Genomic DNA, 20,333 nt, shown 5'->3' on the forward strand with positions numbered 1-20,333 from the left:
TGAATGGCAACTATATCAATTGTTGCACATTCGCAGGGGTTTAGCGCACCAGGCCCAATGCCTTGTAGGTGGCGTCGAGCGTCGGCACCGCCAGCGCGCGCGCCTTTTCCGCCCCCTTAGCAAGCACGTGGTCGAGCGCGGTGCGATCGTCCTTCAACTCGCGGAAGCGCGCGGTGATCGGCCCCAGCTTGGCGGCCAGCAATTCGCCCAGCGCGGGCTTGAACTGGCCGAATCCCTGGCCGCCATGTTCGGCAAGCACCGCCGCGGACGAAGTCCCGGCCATCGCGGCATAGATCCCGACGAGGTTTGCCGCCTCGGGACGATCCGCCAGTCCCGCGACCTCGCTAGGCAGCGGTTCGGGATCGGTCTTCGCCTTGCGGATCTTCTGCGCGATCGTGTCGACATCGTCGGCGAGGTTGATCCGGCTCGCTTCGGAAGGGTCCGACTTGCTCATCTTTTTCGATCCGTCACGCAGGGACATGATCCGCGCGGTGGCTTCGGGAATGATCGGATCGGGCAGCGTGAAGACCGGCGCGTCTTCGCTGGCGAAGTCGTTGTTGAACTTCTGCGCGATGTCGCGCGCCAGCTCGAGATGCTGCTTCTGGTCCTCTCCCACCGGCACGTGCGTCGCCTGGTAGAGCAGGACGTCGGCGGCCTGCAGCACCGGATAGGCGAAGAGCGCGATCGAGGCGCCCTCGCGGTTCTTGCCCGCCTTGTCCTTCCACTGCGTCATGCGGTTGAGCCAGCCCATCCGCGCGGTGCCGTTCAACAGCCATTGCAGCTCGGCGTGCTGCGGGACCTGCGCCTGGTTGAACAGTGTGACCTTGTCCGGATCGAGCCCACAGGCGATCAGCGCGGCGACGATTTCGAGTGTGCCGTCGCGCAGTGCCTTGGGATCGTGCGGCAGGCTGATCGCGTGAAGGTCGGCGACGAAATAGAGCAGGTCCCCGAACTCGCCCGAATCCTGCATCGCGACCCAGTTGCGGATCGCCCCCAGGTAATTGCCGAGATGCAATTGGCCGGTGGGCTGGATGCCGGAAACTACGCGCATGGGATCAGGGAGCTTTCTTCTTGGTAAGGGCAGCGATGCGCTGCCTGTCGATGGCGCCGACCGCGAAGGCGACGCCGAAATAGACTACCGCAGCGGCGGCGACGAGCGTCAGCAGGGCGCCGAGCCGCGCGAACAGGCCGGCGGAGAACCAACCGGTTAGCAAATCGCGCGCGAACCACAAGGCGGCGCCCATCGCCGCGGCGGCAACCAGCTGGCGCGCGATCCGCCCGACCAGCGGCAAGGGAATCGCATAATAGCCGCGCTTCACGAGCACTATGTACAGGAAGATCACGTTGATCCACGCGCCGACCACGCTGGCATAGGCCACGCCGACCACGCCGTATTCGGTCATCACCGCGAAGTTGAGCGCTACGAACACGGTCAGCGAGATGAACGCGGCATAGACCGGCGTGCGCGTGTCCGAGCGGGCGTAGAAATTGGGCACCAGCACCTTCACCAGAACGAAGGCAGGAAGGCCGAGCACCAGCGCGGCGAGCACCTCGCCGGTGGCGGCGGCATCGGCAAGGTCGAACCGGCCGCCCTGGAAGATCATGGTGACGAACGGAGTCGCGCAGATCGCCAGCGCGACCGCCGCCGGGATCGTCAGCAGCATCGAGAGCTCGATCGCGTCGGACTGGATGCGGTCGGCGCCCTCGGTGTTCTTGCTGCCGACGAAGCGCGACAGCGTCGGCAGGATCGCGGTCGACAGCGCGATCCCGATGATGCCGAGCGGAAGCTGGTTCAGCCGGTCGGCGTAGTTCATGTAGCTGACCGAGCCGCTGCCGATCTGGTTGAGGAAGTAGAGTTGGACCAGCGTGTTGATCTGGTAGGCGCCGCCGCCGATCGCCGCGGGCAATGCGATGATCGAGAGGCGCTTCACCTCGGGCGTGATCTGCGGCCACATCAGCCTCGGCCGGAAGCCCTCGACCCGGGTCCAGTAATAGAGCCAGGCGAGTTGGATCACGCCGCCGAAGGTCACCGCCCAGGCGACGCCATAGGTCACCTCGACCATGTCGTAGCCGCGATTGTCGATCAGCCATTCGCCGCCGAGCAGCGCGCCGATCAGCACCAAGTTGAGGATGATCGGGAAGCTTGCCCCGGGCGCGAAACGACTCACCGAATTGAGCATGCCGGTGAACAGGGTCACCAGGCTCACCAGCACGATATAGGGGAACATGATCCGCGCGAAATCGACCGCGATGGCGAAATTCTGCGGATCGACCGGCTTGTCGGCGAGCACCCAGATCACGCCCGGCATCGCGAGTTCGAACAGCGCGCAGAGCGCGATCAGCACCGGCAGGAAGACGCTCAGCACCGCGTTGGAGAAGCTGCGCGCGTCCTCGAGACCTTGCTCCATGTTCTCCGGCCCGTGCAGCCGCTTGGAGAACATCGGAACGAAGGCGGCCGAGAACGCGCCCTCGGCGAACAGCCTACGGAAGACGTTCGGGATGATGAACGCCTGGAACCACGCGTCGGTCACCGCATTGGCGCCGAGCACGCGGCTGAAGATCATCTCGCGCGCCATGCCGGCGATACGGCTGACCATGGTCAACCCGCCGATCGTGCCGACGTTCTTGAGCAGGCTCATGCGCGACGGCCCAGCCGAGAGATCATCTGCCGGTCAGAACTGCGGGGTCGGAGGGGTGTCGCCACCCGCTTCGCCCTGGTTCTGGCGCGCCTGCATCTGCTGGATGTAGAGCTGGTTGAAGTCGATCGGTTCGAGCAGCATCGGCGGATAGCCGGTGTCACGGACCGCATCGGCGACCACGCGGCGCACGAACGGGAACAGGATCCGCGGCGCCTCGGCGAAGGTGAAGGCGTGCGCCTGTTCCTCGGGCAGGTTGCGAATGCCGATCAGGCCGGCATAGGTCACGTCGATGATGTAAAGCGTGGTGTCGCCGGCCTTGGCCGTCAGCATCGCCTTGAGGCTGACTTCGGTTACGTCGTCGCCGACCTTGTCCGCGGCGATGTTGAACTGCACGTCGACCGAAGGCTGTTCGTTGAGCTGGTAGCTCTTGGGCGCGTTCGGATTCTCGACCGAGAGATCCTTGATGTACTGCGACAGGAAGCTGACCTGCGGCTGGTTGTCGGCGCCGTTGGGCGCGGCATCGTTGTTGTCGAGGTCGGTCAGGACGCCTTCTTCGTCGGCCATGATGGGTATTCTCTCTGCTAAGGCATAAATATGGGGCCGGGGGACGAAGCTTGCGGCAGATTCACCCGCTCGGCGCGAGCCGCGCGCCTAGCACTGCGGCGCTGTGGCGGCAATCTATCATCGGTTCGCGATGCGATCTGGGGGCGATTCGGTGAGATTGAGCTTCTTCCGGGCTCTTTTCGTCCGGTCAGCCGTTGTTAGGGAAAGGTCTGATACCTAGATCAAGATGCAACGCTCGCCTTGCAAGGGGTGGGCATGACTGGCTAACGAGAACCCTGTGACCTTATCGATCATCATCCTCGCCATGATTGCGGCCTTTCTGGGCCTGCGCCTCTATTCCGTGCTGGGCGACCGCGCCGAGCATGAGGAAGAACCGATGGCCCCGCGTCCGCGAACCGACCAGCGCGACGAAGCGGCAACGCAATTGCGTCCGGCCACGACCGTGCGGTCGGCGAGCCAGCCGCAAACCGCGATCGCCGATCGCGAACTCGCGGCCTTCCCTCCGGGTGTCGAGCGCGGCCTGCGCGCGATCGCCGCGGCCGATCGCCGGTTCGATCCGATCGCGTTCCTCGAAGGGGCCAAGGGCGCTTACACGATGGTGCTCGAAGCGTTCTGGCGCGGCGACAAGGAAGAGCTGCGCGAACTGTGCGACGACGATGTCTATGCCAGCTTCGCCGGCGCGATCGACGCACGCGAGAAAGCGGGCGAAAAGCTCGACAACAAGCTGATCCGGATCGAGGAAACGGCAATCACCGGGGCCGATTTCATGGCTCCGCTGGCGCGGATCACGATCCGCTTCACCGCCGATATCGCGGCGGTGACTCGCGACAAGGACGGCAACGTGATCGCCGGGTCGCTCGACGATGCGGTCGAAAGCGTCGACCTGTGGACCTTCAGCCGCGACGTGACCTCGAGCAATCCCGACTGGCTGCTCGACGAAACCGACCAGGGCTGATCCCGCCATGCTCGCGACCGCGTTGCGCCGTCTTTCGCTGTTCGGTGCCGCGGCGCTGCTGGCCGGTTGCGGCCAGATCGTCCCCGAGCCCGAAGACCTGCCGCCGCCCGGAGTCGCCGCCGAAATCTCGCGCGGGCCCGATATCCGCACACTGTCCTTCACCGACGAGGACGCGCGCGGCGCGCTTGTCTCGTTCCGCGCCTCATGCCCGCAATTGCTGCGGCGCGAGGATGCAAGCGGGCTGATCGAACCGGCAGCATGGCGCGGCGTGTGCGACCTTGCCGCTACCTGGCCCGCCAATGACGCGGCGCGTTTCTTCACCCAGCATTTCGAGACCGCGCAATTGCGCGACGGGCGCGCCTTCGCGACCGGCTATTTCGAGCCGTCGATCGAAGGCTCGCGCACCCGGCTGCCGGGCTACGACGTGCCGGTCTACGCGATGCCCGACGACCTCGTGCGCGCCTGGCCCAAGGACATGCCCGAAAGCGAACGCACGGGCCGCCCTCCGCTCGGGCGGATCAACGAGCAGGGCGAATACGAGCTCTATTACGATCGCGCTGCGATCGAGGACGGCGCGCTCGCAGGGCGCGGGCTCGAAATCGCCTGGGCCAAGGACCCGATCGAGTTCTTCTTCCTCCAGATCCAGGGCTCGGGCATGCTGCGCGCACCCGACGGATCGATCATGCGGATCGGCTATGCCGGGCAGAACGGGCGCGAATATGTCGGCATTGGCGGGGTGATGCGCGAACGCGGCCTGCTCGGCGACGGGCCCGGGCAATATGCCGGGTCGATGCAGGGCATTGTCCGTTATCTGCGCGAACATCCCGAGGAGGGCCGCGAGCTGATGCGGCTCAACAAGAGCTGGATCTTCTTCCGCGAACTCTCGACCGGCCCGGTGGGGGCGATGGGGGTCGAGGTGACGGAGGGCAACACCGTCGCGACCGATCCGGCCTATATCCCGCTCGGCGCACCCGTCTGGCTCGACCTCGACCGCGACGTCGCCGACGGGCTGTGGGTGGCGCAGGACACCGGCGGGGCGATCAAGGGACCCAACCGGTTCGACACCTTCTGGGGCAATGGCGACCGCGCCGCCGAAATCGCCGGCGGGATGAGCGGACGCGGCCAGGCCTATGTCCTGCTGCCGCGTGGCACGCTCGAGCGCCGCGGAACGCGGTGAGACCCCCGCGCGGACTGAGCGAGGCCGAGGCGAGCGCCTGGGCGAAACTGGCCGCGAGCGTCGAGCCGCTGGCGGGCCGGAAGCGGCCGAAGCTGCCCGACGATGCGCCGAGCAAGGCTCCGGACAAGGCGATCGAGGCGATCGCGCGCCCGGCGCCCAAACAAACTCCCGCACCTCCTCCACCTCCTCCTCCGCAACGTCCACTCGGTGCGAAGCACGGCCTCGACAATTCGTGGGAACGCAAGCTTTCGCGCGCGTCGATCGCTCCCGACTTCACGCTCGACCTGCACGGCAACAATCTCGACGCGGCGTGGACCAGGCTCGATGACGGGCTGGCGCAGGCCAAGGCGATGGGCGTGCGGCTGGTGCTGGTCGTCACCGGCAAGCCGCGCCCGGTCGATCCGGCCGATCGCGGCACACGCCGCGGTGCGATCCGCGCCAAGATCCTCGACTGGCTCGCGGCGGGCCGCCACGCCTCCGACATTGCCGCCATACGCAAGGCGCACCGCCGCCACGGGGGCGACGGTGCGCTCTACATCGTGCTCCGGAGGAGCTGATCCGCGTCAGGACCGCGGCGGATATGCGCCCTGAATCGCGATACAGGTGGTCATCGCGATCGAAGGCTGCGAATTCATGAACGGTTGGCTGCCGCCGGTGTTGCCGACCTGAATCGCACCCGCATTCATGTCGACGTTGGCGGGGCCGTCGGCATAGATCGCCTGCCCGTCGGGGAAATCCGCCAGGAGCCCGTTGCTCGGATTGTCGCTCGTTCCGGGGGCATCTTCCGCCCGCAGCCTCGCAGTGTGCGAATGGGAGGGCATATTGCCGACCGTCAACGTCACCTGCTCGGCACCGAATTTCGCGCCCCAGTCATGCAACGACAGGCCGGGGCCCTGGCCGACGCCGACCATGGCACGCCCGCGCAGGTCGGGCAGCGCGAACGTCGTCCGGCCGTCACCGCCATAGGTGGTGCCGAGCAGCGAGAAGAGCGCGCTGTTCTGCGAAATGGACAACAGTTGCCCGTTGGTCGGCGCATAGCCGCGCGGACAGTAATTGCCGCCGAATTGCTGGATTTCGCCGAGATACGGATCGAGGCCCATGGTTGCCGAAGACGCGGCAAACCCGGCTCCTGCCATCGCGGCGGCGCCCATCATTGCGTTCAAATATTTCATGCTTCCCCCTTAGGTATCATTGTCCGACCCGGGAGTACATTACATCGTTACTGTCGAATTGCCATAATAGAAGCGCCGCCTCGTCGATAACGAGACGGCGCTTCTTGGCTCACGATATTTTCAAATCCTATTTGTGATACTTGGCGCAGCGCAGATCGAAGCGATCGGCGTCCATCACCTTGGTCCATGCCTTCACGAAGTCGCGCACCATGCGCTCTTCGCCGCCTTTCTCGGCATAGGTTTCGGCCACCGCGCGCAATTGCGAGTTCGAGCCGAAGACGAGGTCGGTGCGCGTCGCGCGCCACTTCTCGTCGCCCTTGATCCGGCACTTGCCGACGAACTCCTCGTCGCCGCTCTCGTCGACCACTTCCCACACCGTGCCCATTTCGAGCAGGTTGACGAAGAAGTCGTTCGACAGCGTGCCCGGGCGGTCGGTCAGGACCCCGATCGAATTGCCGTGCTTGGCGTGGGTGCTGACGGCGCCCAACGCCCGCATCCCGCCGACCAGCGCGGTCATTTCGGGGATCGACAGGCCCAGCAGGTGCGCGCGGTCGATCAGCATGTCCTCGGTCTTCACCGAAGCCTTGGTCTTCAGGTAGTTGCGGAACCCGTCGGCGAACGGTTCGAGCGGTTCGAAGCTCTCGGCATCGGTGTGCTCGTCGCCGGCATCGCCGCGACCGGTGGTCACGTCGACGCTGACGTCATGGCCGCCATCCTTGGCCGCCTTCTCGATCGCCGCGGCACCGGCGAGCACGATCGCATCGGCCATCGACAGTTCGCCGCGCAGCTCGTCGAGCTTCGACAGGACCTTCGACAGTTCGTCGGGATCGTTGACCGCCCAGTCCTTTTGCGGGGCGAGGCGCACGCGGGCACCGTTGGCGCCGCCGCGATGATCCGAATTGCGATAGGTCGAGGCCGAAGCCCAGGCCGCCTTGACCAGTTCGGAGATCGACAACCCGCTGTCGAGCACCTTCGCCTTGAAGTCCGATACCGCGCTGCCGGAAGGCTCCGTGCCGGCGGGCGTCGGGTCCTGCCAGATCAGGTCTTCCTCGGGCACTTCGGGGCCGAGATAGCGGACCTTGGGTCCCATGTCGCGGTGACACAGCTTGAACCAGGCGCGGGCGAAGGCATCGTCGAGCGCCGCCTGGTCGTCGCGGAAGCGTTCGGAAATCTTGCGATATTCCGGGTCGCGCTTCAGCGCCATGTCGGCGGTGGTCATGATCGTCGGGACCTTCTTGTTCGGGTCCCGCGCATCGGGCGCCATGTCGGCTTCCTCGGGATCGATCGGGGTCCACTGGTTCGCACCGGCCGGGCTCTGGGTGAGCTCGTATTCGTACTTGAACAACAGGCGGAAATAGTCGTTGCCCCACTGGGTCGGGTTGGGCGTCCACGGGCCTTCGATGCCCGAGGTCGTGATGTGGCCCTTCTCGATCTCTTCGGGATCGGTCAGCCAGCCGAAGCCCATGCGATGCAGGTGCTCGCCTTCAGGTGCACCGCCGAACGTGTCGGAGGGCTTGGCCCCGTGGCACTTGCCGAAGGCGTGGCCGCCGGCGGTCAGGGCGACGGTTTCCTCGTCGTTCATCGCCATCCGGGCGAAGGTTTCGCGCATGTCGCGCGCCATGCCTTCGGGATCGTGCGGATTGCCGCCCGGGCCCTCGGGATTGACGTAGATCAGGCCCATCTGGATCGCCGCGAGCGGGTTTTCGAGCGCCTTGCCCTCGTCGGGGATGATGCGCGTTTCGACGCCTTCGTCGACCCACTCTTCCTCGGTGCCCCAATAGGTCGTCTCGGGTTCGTACACGTCGGCGCGGCCGCCGCCGAAGCCGAACACCGGGCCCCCCATCGATTCGATCGCGACGTTTCCGGTCAGGATGAAGAGGTCGGCCCAGCTGATGTGCTTGCCGTATTTCTGCTTGATCGGCCACAGCAGGCGACGCGCCTTGTCGAGATTGCCGTTGTCGGGCCAGCTGTTGAGCGGGGCAAAGCGCTGCTGCCCGCTCGAGGCACCGCCGCGACCGTCGCCGGTGCGATAGGTGCCCGCCGCGTGCCACGCCATGCGGATGAAGAACGGGCCGTAATGCCCGTAATCGGCCGGCCACCAGGGCTGGCTGTCGGTCATCAGGTCGGTGAGGTCCTGCTTGAGCGCCTTGTAGTCGAGCGCGTTGAAGGCCTCGGCGTAATCGAAATCGTCGCCCATCGGGTCGGCGCTGCGACCCTCGGTGGTGAGAATGTCGAGCTGCAGCTGGTCGGGCCACCAGTCGCGATTGGTGCGGCCGAACAGGCTCCGCATTTCGCCGCTGCCGCCGAACGGGCAGCCTTCGATCGATCCGGTCTTGGCATCCATGATGGGTCTCTCCTCTCTTGCAGGGACGACTCGTTGCGGTCCTCCCCGATCATTTCATGGCGGCACGCTACGCTTTTGCGACGCCGCCGCGAAGCCATGCGTTCCGATGACTTTGAACGTTTTAATCAATCAGAGGCGATTCAGCGTTTCTATCGATCAATCGAGCCTTGCCGTGGCGCACGAAAAAGCGCGCCCCCCGCGGTATGCGGAGGCGCGCTCTTGCGGTCGGTGAAGGTCGGAAATCAGGCCGCTTCGGCGACCTCGTCGGCGGGGGCGTGGCGGACGAGGTAATCGAAGGCCGAGAGCGCTGCGGCCGAGCCTGCACCCATCGACACGACGATCTGCTTGTAGGGCTCGACGGTGCAATCGCCCGCGGCGAATACGCCGGGCAGGTTGGTGCGACCGCTTTCGTCGGTCTCGATCTCGCCGATGCGGTTGAGCTCGAGCGCGCCGTCCTTGAGCCATTCGGTGTTGGGAACGAGCCCGATCTGCACGAACACGCCGGCGACATCGACGCGATGTTCCTCTTCGCTCTCGCGGTCCTTGTAGACGAAGCCGTCGACCTTGCCGTTCGCGCCGGTGATCTCGGTCGTCTGCGCGTTGACGAGGATTGCGACATTCGAGAGGCTGCGGAGCTTGTTCTGCAGCACCTCGTCGGCGCGCAGCGCCTTGTCGAATTCGACCAGCGTGACGTGCTCGACGATCTTGGCGAGGTCGATCGCCGCCTCGACGCCCGAATTGCCGCCGCCGATCACCGCGACGCGCTTGCCCTTGAACAGCGGGCCGTCGCAATGCGGGCAATAGGCCACGCCCTTGTTGCGGTATTCCTGCTCGCCCGGCACGCCGAGCGCGCGCCAGCGGGCGCCGGTGGCGAGGATCAGCGCGCGGGTCTGCAGCGTCGCACCGTTTTCGAGTTCGAGCGTGTGGAGGCCGCCTTTCTCTTCGGCGGGAATGAGCTTCTTGGCGATCGCGCGGTCCATCAGGTCGATGCCGTTCTCGCTGACCTGGCGGCCGAGCTCGTCGGCCAGCTTGGGCCCTTCGGTGTAGAGCGTGCCGGGCAGGTTCTCGATTCCGAGCGTGTCCTGCAACTGTCCGCCGAAGCGTTCGGCGGCGATGCCGGTCGCAAACCCCTTGCGCGCGGTATAGATCGACGCTGCGACACCGGCCGGGCCGCCGCCCAGCACGAGCACGTCGAACGCGTCCTTGGCGGAGAGCTTTTCTGCGGCGCGCGCCTCGCTGCCGGTGTCGAGCTTCGCCAGCACGTCGTCGAGCGACATCTTGCCGTTGTAAAAGCTCTCACCGTTTAGGAAGGTCGCGGGCACCGCCATGATGTTGCGCGCCTCCACCTCGTCCTTGAACGTGCCGCCCTCGATCAGCGTCGCGGTGATGCGCGGGTTCTCGAACGCCATCAGCGTGAGCGCCTGCACCACGTCGGGGCAGTTGTGGCAGCTGAGCGAGAAATACATCTCGAAGGCGTAATCGGCTTCGAGCGCGCGGATCGCCTCGAGTGTTTCCTGCTCGACCTTGGGCGGGTGGCCGCCGGCCCACAGCAGCGCGAGCACGAGCGAGGTGAATTCGTGGCCGAGCGGGAGCCCGGCGAAGCGGACCCAGCGGGTCGCGTCGGAGGCACGGCGAACGACGAAGCTCGGCTTGCGATCGTCGGTCCCGTCGAAGCTCGCGCTCACATCCTTGTGGAGCGCGGCGATTTCCTCGAGCAGTTCGCGCGTCTGGTCGGATTTCGCCCCATCCCCAAGCGACGCGACGAGCTCGATCGGCTCGCGCAGATTGGCGAGATAGGTTTTGAGCTGGTCCTTCATCGACGGGTCGAGCATGCGGGAAATCCTGAGTTTATGGAGAGGGGAGGAAAATGCGGCCCGGAGCGTTGCGCTCCGGGCCGCGATTTCTGTCAAAATCTAGGAAATCAGATCTTGCCGACGAGGTCGAGCGAGGGGCTCAGCGTCTCGTCTTCTTCTTCCCATGCAGCCGGGCAGACCTGGCCGGGGTTGTTGCGCACATACTGCGCCGCCTTGATCTTGCGGGTCAGTTCGTTGGCATTGCGGCCGACGCCTTCGCAGGTCTGTTCCATGATCTGGATCACGCCGTCGGGATCGACGACGAAGGTCGCGCGGTCGGCGAGTCCCATGTCTTCACGCAGCACGTCGAAGTTCTTCGCGAGCGTGTGGAGCTGGTCGCCGAGGAACGGGAAGGTGAGCTTGCCGATCCGCTCGGACGTGTCGTGCCAGGCCTTGTGGCTGAAATGCGTGTCGGTCGAAACACCGTACACCTCTACGCCCATCTTCTGGAGCATCTCGTACTTCTCGCCCATGTCCTCGAGCTCGGTCGGGCAGACGAAGGTGAAGTCGGCCGGGTAGAAGAAGAACACGGCCCACTTGCCGCGCACGTCCTCGTCGGTGACCTCGAAGAAGTCCTTGCCGGCCTGGAAGGCGGTCGCCTTGAACGGTTTGATCTGCGATCCGATGATACCCATTATATTGATTCTCCGTATGTTCGGGGTGAAAATCGTGTGTCCGAGATAGGCAATGCTGCGATGCACAAAAGCGATATGATGCGATTGCGAGCATCGGAATAATCGATCGCCTAAATGGAACTTATGGAAACAACAACGGCGTGTTGGTTGCGTTCCACAGTGCGGCCCGTTCGAGCGGATGCGGAGCACGCTCGACCGATTTCGGGTCGGGATCTACTCTCCCAGGCCAGCGCCTACTTGTGCGCGGTGCAGCAATTTCTGGTCGGCGAGGATCAGCGCCATCATCGCCTCGACCACCGGGACCGCGCGGATGCCGACGCATGGGTCGTGCCGTCCGGTGGTCGAAATCTGGGCCTCTGCGCCGGATGAATCGATGGTCGCGACAGGGGTGCGGATCGAGCTGGTAGGCTTGAACGCGACGCGAGCGACCACCGGCTGCCCGGTGGCGATCCCGCCCGCGGTCCCGCCGGCATGGTTGCTGGCGAAATCTGGGCCTTCACCGCCCGGCCGCATGGCATCGGCATTCTCGCTGCCCCTGAGCCGCGCGGCGGCGAAGCCATCGCCGATCTCGACACCTTTCGAAGCGTTGATACCCATCATCGCTTGCGCGATCTCGGCGTCGAGCTTGGCATAGACCGGAGCGCCCCAGCCGGCGGGCACGCCGGTGGCGACGCATTCGACCACTGCACCCAGCGAATCCCCGTCGCGCCGCGCCTCGTCCATCATCGCGGCCCAGCGTTCGGCGGCGGCCGGATCGGGGCAAAAGAAATCGTTGTGGTTAATGGCTTGCGGGTCGAATGCCGCGCGGTCGATCGGATCGCCGCCGAGTTCGCAGAGATAGGTGGTTAGCTCAACCTCACTTGAGATCTTGCGCGCGATCGCCCCCGCCGCGACCCGCATTGCGGTTTCGCGCGCCGAAGAGCGCCCACCGCCGCGATGATCGCGGATCCCGTATTTGGCGTCGTAGGCGTAATCGGCGTGGCCGGGGCGATAGGTGGTGGCCTGCTTCGAATAGTCCTTCGAACGCTGGTCGACATTTTCGATCACCAGCGAAATCGGTGTGCCCGTCGTCTTCCCTTCGAACACGCCCGACAGGATTCGCACCGCATCCGGTTCGCGCCGCTGGGTGGTGTGGCGCGACTGGCCCGGACGGCGCGCATCGAGGAAGGGCTGGATGTCGGCCTCGCTCAGCGCGATGCGCGGCGGGCACCCGTCGACCACGCAGCCGATCGCGGGCCCGTGGCTCTCCCCCCAGGTGGTGACGCGGAGCATGTGGCCGAAAGTGTTGAAGCTCATGCCACACAGCACTGTCGCGCTTTCGCGCGCATGTCCACGCTGTTAGGACCGCCGGCATGATCGACCTCTACGGCATCCCGAACTGCGACACCGTCAAGAAGGCCCGCAAGTGGCTCGAGGCGGAAGGGCGCGACTACACGTTCCATGATTACAAGAAGGAAGGCGTCGACGCGGGCAAGCTCGTCGGCTGGACCGATGCGGTGGGATGGGAGGTGCTGCTCAACAAGCGCGGCACCACGTTCCGCAAGCTCGACGATGCGGACAAGGAAGGCATCGACCGCGACAAGGCGATCGCGCTGATGGTGGCGCACCCGTCGATGATCAAGCGCCCGGTGGTCGAGCACGCGGCCGGCGTGCTGGTCGGGTTCAAACCGGACGAATGGGAGGCGGCGCTGTGACTCGTTTCCTTCTGGTTTTTGCCGCGTTCATCGCTGCGCTGCCGCTACCCGTTCCAGCGCAGGCGCAGGTAATCATTGCGCATCGCGGGGCGAGCGGGGACCGGCCCGAGCACACGCTGGCGGCCTACGAACTCGCGATCGAGCAGGGCGCCGACTATATCGAGCCAGATTTGGTGCCCACGAAGGACGGCGTGCTCGTCGCGCGGCACGAGAACGAGATTTCGGACACCACCGACGTCGCCGACCATCCCGAATTCGCCGACCGTCGGACCACCAAGACGATCGACGGGGTCGAGGTGACCGGCTGGTTCACCGAGGATTTCACGCTCGCCGAGTTGAAGACGCTGCGCGCGAAGGAACGCCTGCCCGCAATCCGCCCTGCCAACACCGCGTATGACGGGCAATTCCAGATTCCCACGCTGGCCGAGATCATCGCGCTGGCGCGCGCCAAGGAGGCCGCGACCGGGCGGCTGGTCGGGCTCTATCCCGAGATCAAGCACGGGAGCTATTTCGATGCGCTCGGCCTCGCGCCGGTCGATGCGCTGCTCGCGACGCTCAAGGGCGCGGGCTACACCGCCGACGACCCGGTCTACATCCAGAGTTTCGAGCCGACCGCGCTGACACAGGTGATGTTCCGCGGGCGCGAAATGGGGGTTGATTACCGCCGCGTGCAATTGCTCTCAGAAGAGGGCGGCCCGGCCGATGCGCCGCAGCTCTCCTATGCGCAATTCCTGTCCGATCCGGGGCTGGCGCAGATCGCGCGCTATGCCAGCGCGATCGGGGTCGAGGCGACGCTGCTGGTGGCAGCCGACGGCACGACGACCGATTTGGCCGCGCGCGCCAAGGCCGCCGGGCTCGATGTCCATGCCTGGACTGCGCGCGCCGAGAACGCCTTCCTGCCCGCCCCGTTGCAAAGCGGCGCCGATCCGGCCGCGAACGGCAATTTCGCGACGCTGTGGGCGTTGCTCGGCCGTGCGGGAGCCGACGCGATCTTCACCGACAATGTCGCGGAAGCGATCGCCGCGCGGGCGGCGCTGCGCAACTAGTCGGCGCGGCGCGCCGTCGCGATGTAGTTGAGCGAGAGATCGTCCGACAGGTGGAGGCCCTTGTTCGGGCCGAAGGCGATGCCTTTGGGCTCGTCCATCGCCAGGCCGACGCTTTCGAGCAGCTCGCCGAGTTCCTCGGGGGTGACGAAATCGTCCCAGTCGTGCGTGCCCCGCGGGATCAGGCCGATCGCTTCGGCCGCGCCGACCATCAGCAACCGCGATTGCGCGGTGCGGTTGGGGGTCGAGACGATCATCAGGCCCCCCGGCGCGAGGCAGGCCGCGGCCTGCGCGAGGAAAGCGGTCTTGTCGGCGACGTGTTCGACCACTTCGAGGCAGGTGACGAGATCGAACGTGCCGAGCCCCTCCTTGCCGATCTCGCCCGCGCGGTAATCGATATCGAGCCCCATCCTGCCGGCGTGCTCACGCGCCGCGGCGATGTTCTCGGGCGCGGCGTCGACGCCGGTCACCTCGGCGCCCATCCGCGCGAGCGGTTCGCACAACAGCCCCGCGCCGCAGCCGATATCGAGCGCGCGGCGACCCGCCAGCGGCTTCAATTGGCGGGTGTCGCCCGCCCAGTGCAGGTCGATCGCCTCGCGAATGTATTCGAGCCGGACGGGATTGAGCTTGTGGAGCATGGCGGAGGATCCCTTCGGGTCCCACCACTCCTTCGCGAGCCGGCCGAAATGCGCGGCTTCGTGTTCGCGGATCGTTGCGGTGCTTGCATCGCTCATGCTCGCTCCGTAACAGCCGCTTTCGACCGGCACCAGCAAGGAAACCCGCCTTGGCGCGTATCGTGATGAAATTCGGCGGCACCTCGATGGCGGGGACCGAGCGCGTGCGCCGCGTCGCCAATATCGTGCGCCGCCAGCAGGCTGCGGGCCACGAGGTCGCGGTCGTGGTCTCGGCGATGGCGGGCGAGACCGACCGGCTGGTCAATTTCTGCCGTGAGGCCAACCCCGTGTTCGACCCGGCCGAATACGACGTGGTGGTGTCGAGCGGCGAACAGGTCACCGCAGGCCTGCTCGCGCTGACGCTGCGTGCGCTCGGCTGCGAGGCGCGCAGCTGGCTCGGCTGGCAATTGCCGATCCGCACTTTCGACAGTTATTCGAACGCCAAGATCGACAGCCTCGACGTCGAGGGGTTGAACGCCTCGATGGCGGCGGGCGAGATAGCGGTGATCCCCGGCTTCCAGGGCGTGTCCGAGGAAGGCCGCGTCACCACGATGGGGCGGGGCGGATCGGACACGACCGCGGTCGCGATAGCGGCGGCGATCGGTGCGCAGCGCTGCGACATCTACACCGATGTCGACGGGGTTTACACCACCGATCCGCGGATCGTCGCCAAGGCGCGCAAGCTGAAGGCGGTGACCTACGAGGAAATGCTCGAACTCGCGAGCGTCGGGGCCAAGGTGCTCCAGACCCGCTCGGTCGGGCTGGCGATGAAGGAGGGCGTGCGGGTGCAGGTCCTCTCGAGCTTCATCGACGACGATGCGACCCCGGCGGACGAGCTGCCCGGCACGCTCATCGTCGACGACAGTGAAATGGAAGAGATCAGGAAGGCCCACGGCATGGAACGGCAAGTCGTCACCGGCATCGCGCACGACAAGAACGAGGCCAAGATCATCCTCACCCGCGTGCCGGACAAGCCCGGCGCGGTCGCGCATATCTTCGCTCCGCTGGCCGAGGCATCGATCAATGTCGACATGATCATCCAGAATGTCGGCCGCGACAAGGGCGAGACCGACGTCACCTTCACCGTACCGCAGAACGATCTGCCGCGCGCGCAGGCGATTCTCGAATCGAAGCGCGACGACATCGGCTACAACCGCATCATCACCGACAACCGGATCGCCAAGATCTCGGTCGTGGGGGTGGGGATGAAGAGCCATGCCGGCGTCGCGGCGGACATGTTCCGCAGCCTCGCCGAGCGCGGGATCAACATCCAGGCGATCTCGACCAGCGAGATCAAGGTCAGCGTGATGATCGACGAGGACGAGACCGAGCTTGCGGTGCGCGTGCTTCACACCGCCTACGGGCTCGATGCGAGCGACGAGGACGCCTGAGCGCATTCGGCGCCCGAGCGTATCGCCTTTTCAGTCCACGCTTGCGACGCAGCAACGATTGCGGCCCGATTCCTTGGCGCGATAGAGCGCGCGGTCGGCGGCGTGGACCCAGTCTTCGGGGCTCTCATAGGCGCCCAGCAGCGGTGCCACCCCGAAACTCGCGGTAATGGCGACGTCGGGCAGGCCGGGAATTGCGATCTGCGAGACCAGCCTGCGGAATCGGTCCGCCGCGAGCGCGGCTTCATCCGCGTCGGTCTCAGGGAGCAGGAGGCAGAATTCCTCTCCGCCTAGCCGCGCGATGATGTCTTCGCCGCGCAGGTGCCCGCTACATTCGGACACCACGGCTTTGAGCACTTCGTCGCCCGCGCCGTGGCCGTAGGTGTCGTTGATCTGCTTGAAATGGTCGACGTCGAACAACACGATCGCGCAGTCGCGGCCATGACGGTTGTAACCCGCCATCCGCCGCTCGAGCCGGGTCCGGAATTCGCGCCGAGTCATCGCTCCGGTGAGGAAATCGGTGCGCGAAATGCGCCGCATCTCGAGCAGTTCGAGCACCAGTTCGGCGAGGTCGGACAGGATCGCGATATGCGCGGGCGAATGTTTGCGCGGCACCGAATCCATCGCGCACAGCGCCCCGAGGCCGTAGCCGTCGGAATTGACGAGCGGGATGCCGAGATAGCTCAGTATCGGCGGATCGCCGTCGATCAGCGGGGAATCGCGAAACCGCTCGTCTTCGCGCAAATCCTCGATTTCGAGCGGCTCGGTCGCGCGGATCGTGAGGTCGCAGACCGAAATGTCGCGATCGGTCTCGTCTAGATCGAGCCCGCGCCGTGCCTTGAACCACTGGCGGTCCTTGTCGACCAGCGTGACGGTCGCGATCGGCACGTCGAGCAGCTTTTGCACCAGTCGAACGATCCGCTCATACGGACCCTCGATCGGGGTATCGAGGATATCGTAGCTGGCCAGGGCGGCAAGCCGTGCGTCCTCTCCGGCCTGGATGATATCGATGCTACGTCTCCGGTAGGGGGCGGAATATCCAGCCCGATATAGGCTTGCGGCGAAGCCTCAACAACTGCATCCCGCCAGTCTACCATTCGCGCTGCCAGTTAGGGACTCGCATGTCATTCACCACCAAAATCCTGTTGCTCGGTTCGGGCGAACTGGGACGCGAATTCGTGATCTCGGCCAAGCGGCTCGGCGCCTATGTGATCGCCTGCGACAGCTACGACCACGCGCCGGCGATGCAGGTCGCGGACGCGCGCGAGGTGTTCTCGATGCTCGACGGCCCGCGGCTGGAGGAAGTGATCGCGCGGCACAAGCCCGATCACGTCGTGCCCGAGGTCGAGGCGATCCGCACCGAGGTGCTGGCGAAACTCGAAGGCGAGGGCGTCCATATCGTCCCCTCGGCCAAGGCCGCGCAATTGACGATGAATCGCGACGGGATCCGCGACCTCGCCGCGCGCGAGCTTGGCGTGCGGACCTCGACCTACGATTATGCCGAGAGTTTCGAACAGGTGCAGGCGGCGGCGGACAAGACCGGCTTCCCATGCGTGATCAAGCCGGTGATGTCGTCCTCGGGCAAGGGGCAGAGCACGGTGCAGGACGCGGCCGGGCTCGAAACGGCGTGGCGCTATGCGGTAGACAACATGCGCGGCGACCGGGCGCGGGTGATCGTCGAGCAGTTCGTCGACTTCGAATACGAGATCACGCTGCTGACCGTGGCGCACAAGGGTGGGGTGTCGTTCTGCTTGCCGATCGGCCACCGGCAGGAGCGTGGCGACTATCGCGAAAGCTGGCAGCCGGCCGCGATGAGCGACGCCGCGATCGCCGAAGCGCAGGCGATGGCGAAGACCGTGGTCGAGGCGCTCGGCGGATACGGGATCTTCGGAGTGGAATTTTTCGTCGCGCGCGATGACGAGGGGCGCGATGAGGTGATCTTCTCCGAACTGAGCCCGCGACCGCACGATACCGGGATGGTCACCCTGGTTAGCCAGAACCTGTCCGAATTCGATCTCCACGCCCGCGCGATCATGGGGCTCCCGGTGCCCGAGCAGATCCGCGCGCGCCCCGCCGCGAGCGCAGTGATCCTCGCCGATCGCGAGAGCGAGCACGTGTCCTATGCGGGCCTCGCCGAGGCGATGGCCGACGGCGCCGACATCCGCATCTTCGGCAAGCCCGTCACCCGCCCCTGGCGCCGGATGGGCGTTGCGCTGGCGACCGGGGGTTCGACCGACGAGGCCCGCGCGAGCGCGGTCGCCGCCGCGGGCAAGGTGACGCTCCACTACGACTGACGCTTGCCGCGTCCCGCTCGCGCGGATAAGCCGCCGCGCCATGAGCGAATATTCCAAGACGCTGCGCCTGATGGAGCGCGGCCGCGAGTTTCTCGGTTCCGATTACGCGATCCTGTGCGGCGCGATGAGCTGGGTGTCGGAGCGCAACCTCGTCTCGGCGATCAGCAATGCCGGCGGCTTCGGCGTGATTGCCTGCGGGGCGATGACGCCCGAACTGCTCGACCAGGAGATCGCGGCGACGAGGGCGCTCACCGACAAGCCGTTCGGCGTCAATTTGATCACCATGCACCCCGACCTGTTCGACCTGATCGCGGTGTGCGAGAAACACGCGGTGAGCCATGTCGTACTCGCGGGCGGGATCCCGCCCAAGGGCAGCGTCGAGGCGATCAAGGGCGGCAAGAACCCGGCCAAGGTGATCGTCTTCGCCCCGACCCTTGCGCTGGCGAAGAAGCTGCTCCGCAGCGGCGGCGATGCGCTGGTGATCGAGGGGATGGAAGCGGGCGGCCATATCGGCCCGGTCTCGACCAGCGTGCTGGCGCAGGAATTCCTTCCCGAACTGGCCGACGATCACCTCGTCTTCGTCGCAGGCGGCATCGGCCGCGGACAGGCGATCGCCGGATATCTCGAAATGGGCGCGGTCGGCGTGCAGCTCGGCACGCGCTTCGCCTGCGCGAAGGAATCGATCGCGCACGAGAACTTCAAGAAGGCCTTCTTCCGCGCCAATGCGCGTGACGCGATCGCCAGTGTGCAGGTCGATCCGCGCCTGCCGGTGATCCCGGTGCGCGCCTTGAAGAACAAGGGCACCGAGGAATTCACCGCCAAGCAACGCGAGGTCGCTGGCAGCCTCGATCGCGAGGAGATCGCGATGAACGAAGCGCAGCTGCAGATCGAGCACTACTGGGCAGGTGCGCTGCGCCGCGCGGTAATCGACGGCGATGTCGAGAATGGTTCGCTGATGGCGGGACAGTCGGTCGGCATGCTCAAGGAAGAGGAACCCGTCGCCGACATCATCCAGAAGCTGATGGCGCAGAGCGAAGAGGCGCTGACCCGGCGCTAGGCGCGGGGAACGGCTCACGGCAAGCATGCGTTGGTATCGCGGTCGCGACCCTTCCTGCCAGCCGGAGACTTTGCCATGCGCCCCGCCACCCTAACGGCCATCCTTTCGCTCACCACCATTGGCGCGCTCGCCGCCGCGCCGGTCCTTGCCGACAACCATGCTGCGCCCCAGACTCCCGGGGCGATGGATGTCGCGCGGGTGACGGCAGGCACATATGCGACCGATCCGGCGCACACGCTGGTCGGCTGGCGCGTCGACCATTTCGGGTTCAACGATTATTTCGGCACCTTCGGCGATGCCGAGGGTACGCTGACGATCGACCCCGCCGATCCTGAAGCGGCGCAGGTCGACGTGACCCTGCCGATCACCAGCGTCTCGGTGGTCAGCAAGGGGCTGCGCGACCATTTGCTGCGTCCGGGCAGCGATGGCGGCGATCCCGATTTCTTCGGCCCCGAGCCCGCGCCCGCGCGCTTCGTTTCAGACGGGGTGACGATCTACGGTAACGGTACCAAGGCGCTGGTCAGCGGAAACCTTACACTCAATGGGCGCACCAACCCGGTCGTGATCGAGGCGAAGTTCACCGGGGCCGGGAAAAACCCGCGCAGCCAAGTCGAGACGATTGGCTTCGAAGGCGAATTTTCGATCAACCGCTCGGACTTCGGGATCGACTATGCGATCCCGCTGGTCGGAGACGAAGTGGGGCTAACGATCAGCGTCGCGTTCGAAAAGCAGTAGACGCGGCACCGGGCGCAAGAGATGGCGCCGGTCGATGCAGGAGCATGTTCCGCAGACTGTGTTGCCTAACTAGGTCACCGTTACGCGGCGGTTCATCTTCAGCGGCGCT

At 65.8% G+C, this 20,333-nt stretch carries 19 protein-coding genes; 9 read left to right on the plus strand and 10 right to left on the minus strand.

The window, feature by feature from the left end:
* Positions 1-40 precede the first annotated feature (40 nt).
* The 3 genes from trpS to secB are packed head-to-tail and all read right to left on the minus strand — an operon-like array spanning position 41 to position 3,203.
* Positions 41-1,051 carry a tryptophan--tRNA ligase gene (gene trpS, locus IEW49_RS02670; protein WP_188641230.1) on the minus strand — a complete coding sequence of 337 codons (1,011 nt, stop codon included), beginning with the start codon at positions 1,049-1,051 and terminating at the stop codon, positions 41-43.
* A 4-nt stretch (positions 1,052-1,055) separates the two neighbouring features.
* Positions 1,056-2,639, minus strand: coding sequence for a murein biosynthesis integral membrane protein MurJ (murJ, locus tag IEW49_RS02675; RefSeq protein WP_188641231.1), 1,584 nt, complete (start codon positions 2,637-2,639; stop codon positions 1,056-1,058).
* 33 nt (positions 2,640-2,672) lie between these two features.
* Positions 2,673-3,203, minus strand: coding sequence for a protein-export chaperone SecB (gene secB / locus IEW49_RS02680; RefSeq protein ID WP_188641232.1), 531 nt, complete (start codon positions 3,201-3,203; stop codon positions 2,673-2,675).
* Positions 3,204-3,480: 277 nt separating this feature from the next.
* Here secB and IEW49_RS02685 point away from each other — a divergent pair, with 277 nt between their 5' ends.
* The 3 genes from IEW49_RS02685 to IEW49_RS02695 are packed head-to-tail and all read left to right on the plus strand — an operon-like array spanning position 3,481 to position 5,892.
* Positions 3,481-4,158, plus strand: coding sequence for a Tim44/TimA family putative adaptor protein (locus tag IEW49_RS02685; protein ID WP_188641233.1), 678 nt, complete (start codon positions 3,481-3,483; stop codon positions 4,156-4,158).
* Positions 4,159-4,165: 7 nt separating this feature from the next.
* Positions 4,166-5,335, plus strand: coding sequence for a murein transglycosylase A (gene mltA / locus IEW49_RS02690; protein ID WP_188641234.1), 1,170 nt, complete (start codon positions 4,166-4,168; stop codon positions 5,333-5,335).
* Entirely contained in the window at positions 5,332-5,892 is a 561-nt protein-coding gene (locus IEW49_RS02695; RefSeq protein ID WP_188641235.1) for a Smr/MutS family protein, read from the plus strand. Before mltA ends, IEW49_RS02695 begins: the two co-directional genes overlap by 4 nt.
* 6 nt (positions 5,893-5,898) lie before the next feature.
* On the opposite strand, the gene IEW49_RS02700 is transcribed toward IEW49_RS02695, so the two are convergent.
* The 5 genes from IEW49_RS02700 to aroC form a co-directional block, all read right to left on the minus strand.
* Entirely contained in the window at positions 5,899-6,507 is a 609-nt protein-coding gene (locus IEW49_RS02700) for a phage tail protein (protein WP_229658051.1), read from the minus strand.
* Between the two features lie 127 nt (positions 6,508-6,634).
* Complete coding sequence (katG, locus tag IEW49_RS02705) at positions 6,635-8,851, minus strand: catalase/peroxidase HPI (protein WP_188641236.1); 2,217 nt, start codon at positions 8,849-8,851, stop codon at positions 6,635-6,637.
* 242 nt (positions 8,852-9,093) lie between these two features.
* The gene (gene ahpF / locus IEW49_RS02710; RefSeq protein WP_188641237.1) at positions 9,094-10,683 is read right to left on the minus strand and encodes an alkyl hydroperoxide reductase subunit F; all 1,590 of its coding nucleotides are present in this window, start codon (positions 10,681-10,683) and stop codon (positions 9,094-9,096) included.
* 89 nt (positions 10,684-10,772) lie between these two features.
* Entirely contained in the window at positions 10,773-11,339 is a 567-nt protein-coding gene (gene ahpC, locus IEW49_RS02715; protein ID WP_188641238.1) for an alkyl hydroperoxide reductase subunit C, read from the minus strand.
* Positions 11,340-11,552: 213 nt separating this feature from the next.
* Positions 11,553-12,635 carry a chorismate synthase gene (gene aroC / locus IEW49_RS02720; protein ID WP_188641239.1) on the minus strand — a complete coding sequence of 361 codons (1,083 nt, stop codon included), beginning with the start codon at positions 12,633-12,635 and terminating at the stop codon, positions 11,553-11,555.
* A gap of 56 nt (positions 12,636-12,691) precedes the next feature.
* Here aroC and IEW49_RS02725 point away from each other — a divergent pair, with 56 nt between their 5' ends.
* Both IEW49_RS02725 and IEW49_RS02730 read left to right on the plus strand, forming a co-directional pair.
* On the plus strand, positions 12,692-13,033 hold the full coding sequence (locus IEW49_RS02725) for an ArsC family reductase (protein ID WP_188641240.1): 342 nt from the start codon (positions 12,692-12,694) through the stop codon (positions 13,031-13,033).
* Positions 13,015-14,079: a glycerophosphodiester phosphodiesterase family protein gene (locus IEW49_RS02730; protein WP_188641241.1), complete on the plus strand. Its 1,065-nt coding sequence runs from the start codon at positions 13,015-13,017 to the stop codon at positions 14,077-14,079. The genes IEW49_RS02725 and IEW49_RS02730 overlap by 19 nt, the downstream gene beginning before the upstream one ends.
* Here the strand turns inward: IEW49_RS02730 and ubiG are convergent.
* Positions 14,076-14,810, minus strand: coding sequence for a bifunctional 2-polyprenyl-6-hydroxyphenol methylase/3-demethylubiquinol 3-O-methyltransferase UbiG (ubiG, locus tag IEW49_RS02735; RefSeq protein ID WP_188641242.1), 735 nt, complete (start codon positions 14,808-14,810; stop codon positions 14,076-14,078). The genes IEW49_RS02730 and ubiG overlap by 4 nt on opposite strands.
* A gap of 50 nt (positions 14,811-14,860) precedes the next feature.
* Between ubiG and IEW49_RS02740 the strand changes: the two genes are divergently transcribed.
* Positions 14,861-16,141 (plus strand): aspartate kinase, encoded by a 1,281-nt coding sequence (locus tag IEW49_RS02740; RefSeq protein WP_229658052.1) that lies wholly within the window; start codon positions 14,861-14,863, stop codon positions 16,139-16,141.
* Between the two features lie 30 nt (positions 16,142-16,171).
* On the opposite strand, the gene IEW49_RS02745 is transcribed toward IEW49_RS02740, so the two are convergent.
* Entirely contained in the window at positions 16,172-17,149 is a 978-nt protein-coding gene (locus tag IEW49_RS02745; RefSeq protein ID WP_188643062.1) for a sensor domain-containing diguanylate cyclase, read from the minus strand.
* Positions 17,150-17,259: 110 nt separating this feature from the next.
* Between IEW49_RS02745 and purT the strand changes: the two genes are divergently transcribed.
* From purT to IEW49_RS02760, 3 genes are all read left to right on the plus strand, one after another.
* Positions 17,260-18,432 (plus strand): formate-dependent phosphoribosylglycinamide formyltransferase, encoded by a 1,173-nt coding sequence (gene purT, locus IEW49_RS02750; protein ID WP_188641243.1) that lies wholly within the window; start codon positions 17,260-17,262, stop codon positions 18,430-18,432.
* A gap of 40 nt (positions 18,433-18,472) precedes the next feature.
* Positions 18,473-19,489 carry an NAD(P)H-dependent flavin oxidoreductase gene (locus IEW49_RS02755; RefSeq protein ID WP_188641244.1) on the plus strand — a complete coding sequence of 339 codons (1,017 nt, stop codon included), beginning with the start codon at positions 18,473-18,475 and terminating at the stop codon, positions 19,487-19,489.
* Between the two features lie 75 nt (positions 19,490-19,564).
* A complete protein-coding gene (locus IEW49_RS02760; protein WP_188641245.1) occupies positions 19,565-20,224 on the plus strand; it encodes a YceI family protein in 660 nt (219 codons plus the stop codon).
* The last annotated feature ends 109 nt before the right edge of the window (positions 20,225-20,333 follow it).

Source organism: Pseudoblastomonas marina (assembly GCF_014641655.1).
Taxonomy (GTDB): Bacteria; Pseudomonadota; Alphaproteobacteria; order Sphingomonadales; family Sphingomonadaceae; genus Alteriqipengyuania_A; species Alteriqipengyuania_A marina.